Below are 2,821 nucleotides of genomic sequence, written 5' to 3'. Positions count from 1 at the left end.
AGCTTTGTTGTAAACTAATCTTACACAGCCCAATGTGCGCCGCAATAGCGACTCTTGTGTTGGTGTGGGGTAAAATCGAAACGAATAGGCTTTTTCCATGTCCTTTCACACTAGCATATATTTCGTAAATGTGCTAATACTTAACAGTAAAGCCGTCGTAGAACGGCGGGGTTTCAGACCCAAATTTTCGATGAAGACAAAACCCTGGGATCGTCCATATTCCTGAGAGATTTATAGTTGATCAAGCGGCTTACTATACCAGTTTCTGCTCTAATCGCTTCAGCTAAAATAACGTTGAAATCTCCATCATTAGTGTAGAATGGAACAATTTGTATAATTTGTTTTTGATTGATTGGTTTTGTTGTGTCAAACATAGATTCCTCCACTCAAGTAAAATCCTAGATGTCTTTGTAAACACGACGCCAACACGGTCAGCGCATCCTAACAATCCTTGACAAAATAAAATTTATGTGGGTTGCTTACCCAGAGGGCGATTCAAGCATATTTGAGGAGAATTTGCCACCTCAATGTTTAGGAAACAACCGACCAAATGGGTCGAGTTCGTAAGCATTTCAATTGATTGCTATCGCTCAAAAGGCATGGAAGGCAATCCTATCACAAAATTGGCCAATTGTCAATAGCGTTTGGGATGCGCTCACCCTGCTTCATGTTCCTTCAGCAGCTTTTCTGGAATTTTGCGAATTAGGAAGTAGATGGGGAGTTGTTGATAACTCATAGGAAGCACGATAATTAGTCATGCTTTCCAGAGACTTTTGATTTTGGTCTTGATGCCATTGTATAACTCCTCGAAGACAAGATTCCAGAAATAACCATACTGGGGAAATCGCTTGACCAGTAAAGCATCGGAAGGAAAAAGAATTCTGGGGGTTTTCATGGAGTAAGGTCTGACTATATATCTTATTTGACTGGGTTCGGGCATCCAATGACCGATATACATATCTTTTTGAAAAAACTTCGCTTGCAGAAATAACCCTAAAGCTCTATCAAATCCCCAGAGAGGCAACCAAGTTAAAATTTCTCCTATCCTCATATTGCGGACAAAATCATCTAAGGCTTCTTTCACCAGGATTGTTTTCCAAATATTATTATTGAAAGGTTCTAGATGATAGCCATGAAAATCTTTTCTTTTGGCGTAGGGCCATAAAGCTAGTCTTAACTCGAAAGGATTATCTAGGGGAGCGATAGGAACTTCCACTAAATCTTGGTATTTATCTTGTCTTTTTCTAGAGATATTTAACTGATTGATAGCGGGTAGCTCCGGCCAGGGAGCTTTAATTTTTTCCTCATCGAGATAATCAATTCCCCCCTTATGGAGACGTAAGAGCCAACTTTGGGGAAAATTATCAAAGTAATCTTTCGCTAAGGCAACCACCTGGGGATGCAAGAAATCATCATCATCGAGAGCCAACACATATTGACCGGAAGCATTGAGAAGACCGACGGCTCTCTGGGCCGTTTCTCCCTGATAAAGACTATGAAAAATTTTGACTCTGGGGTCTTCTACGGAAGGGGTAACTGCTCCGGGAGGATAAACCCAAATAAATTCTACTTCCCCTTGAATTGCCAGAAGTTGTTGCAACCAATATTCGGAAAATTTGCCCAGAGTTGGAGTAACGATTGATAGAATTGGTGAGTTGATCATGATTGGCTGACTATCCCTCTTTTCCTAGTCGATAAAGTACATATTTTTGGGGAACTTCCCTGAGATTGGTAATCACCAGATTCCACAGATATCCATACTGAGGAAAACACTTGACTAGGAAAATTTCTGATAAAATACCATAGCGATTTAGTCTTCTATATTCGGGGGGATTGTTTTCCATGCGTAACTGTTCTGGAGATGGCATGAGATGACCGATGATTTTCCCTTGGCCTTGCTCGAAAAACTTAGCTTGAATAAATAAACCCAAAAGACGATCAAGACACCAAAAGGGAATATACTTAAGCGGACCAATAAAAGGCATTAAACCCACCAGATCCTCTAGGGTTTCCTGTACTATAGAAGTTTTCCAAACCTTCTTGTCAAAATTCTCTGTATGGGGACCTCGATGATCTCTCCTCCCTCTAAAAATACACATTACATCAAATTTATTATCGATAGGAGTAATGGGAATTTCCAATAAGTAGTTGCCTTGTTCGTATAGCTTAGAGTTACCTTGAGACCTACCACAAACTTCTAGTTTTTCGATGGGTTTTGGTGAGAGCCAAGGAGCTTCTAGAATTTCTTTTTTACCAAATTCAACATCTTTGCGGCTAAGTCTCATGACCCAACTATCAGGAAATCGGGAAAAGTATTGACGGCTAATTTCTGAAATGTCGGGATTGATATACTCATCACAATTAATTGTCAATGTATAGGGAGCGGTAGCATTCATCAAACCTGTGGCACGTTGAATAATTTCTCCCCGCAAGGGACTGACTATTTGCTGTACCCTAGGGTCGGACGTGGGATACTTAGGTGCTCCTGGTGGATGAACCAAGATAAATTCTACTTCTCCCTTGACCTCGGTCAGCGCATTAAACCAGTGGTCAGCGAATCCTTCTCGGGTCGGAATAACAATTGATAGGCTTGGTGTTGACACCTTGTCCATGATAAAAAAATTTTTCCTCTATTTTTTGATGCCATTGTATCATAGTTCTCCAGCAACAAGGAAAATTTCTGGCTCTTCGTTACTTGTTATGGTTCGATAGGGGGCATAAATCGACTAAATCCTTATCTGGCAAAAGACTTAATTGATTAGTTCGCTCTAGATAAAAAACAATTGACAAAAATCGCTAAATGCCTTTCTATATAAGGGTT

4 protein-coding genes are annotated in these 2,821 nt (G+C 40.2%); all 4 read right to left on the bottom strand.

The genetic code is table 11. The features are described 5' to 3' along the window. The coding region (locus PX482_RS08805) for a helix-turn-helix domain-containing protein (RefSeq protein WP_287707495.1) at nucleotides 1–99 on the bottom strand (99 nt) is incomplete at its 3' end. 74 nt (nucleotides 100–173) lie between these two features. After that, on the bottom strand, nucleotides 174–374 hold the full coding sequence (locus PX482_RS08800; protein ID WP_002760915.1) for a hypothetical protein: 201 nt from the start codon (nucleotides 372–374) through the stop codon (nucleotides 174–176). Between the two features lie 380 nt (nucleotides 375–754). After that, the gene (locus tag PX482_RS08795) at nucleotides 755–1,663 is read right to left on the bottom strand and encodes a hypothetical protein (RefSeq protein WP_002760914.1); all 909 of its coding nucleotides are present in this window, start codon (nucleotides 1,661–1,663) and stop codon (nucleotides 755–757) included. 10 nt (nucleotides 1,664–1,673) lie between these two features. Then, complete coding sequence (locus PX482_RS08790) at nucleotides 1,674–2,612, bottom strand: glycosyltransferase (RefSeq protein WP_002760913.1); 939 nt, start codon at nucleotides 2,610–2,612, stop codon at nucleotides 1,674–1,676. Nucleotides 2,613–2,821 lie beyond the last annotated feature (209 nt).

The organism is Microcystis sp. M53602_WE12, from assembly GCF_030065455.1.
GTDB classification, from domain to species: Bacteria; Cyanobacteriota; Cyanobacteriia; order Cyanobacteriales; family Microcystaceae; genus Microcystis; species Microcystis aeruginosa.
Note: the sequence above shows the minus strand (reverse complement) of the source record. Positions and strands in the feature narration are given on the sequence as shown.

Coding starts and splice junctions, on each gene's coding strand:
- PX482_RS08790 (WP_002760913.1), bottom strand. CDS start 2,612: ATGGACAAGGTGTCAACACCAAGCCTATCAATTGTTATTCCGACCCGA.
- PX482_RS08795 (WP_002760914.1), bottom strand. CDS start 1,663: ATGATCAACTCACCAATTCTATCAATCGTTACTCCAACTCTGGGCAAA.
- PX482_RS08800 (WP_002760915.1), bottom strand. CDS start 374: ATGTTTGACACAACAAAACCAATCAATCAAAAACAAATTATACAAATT.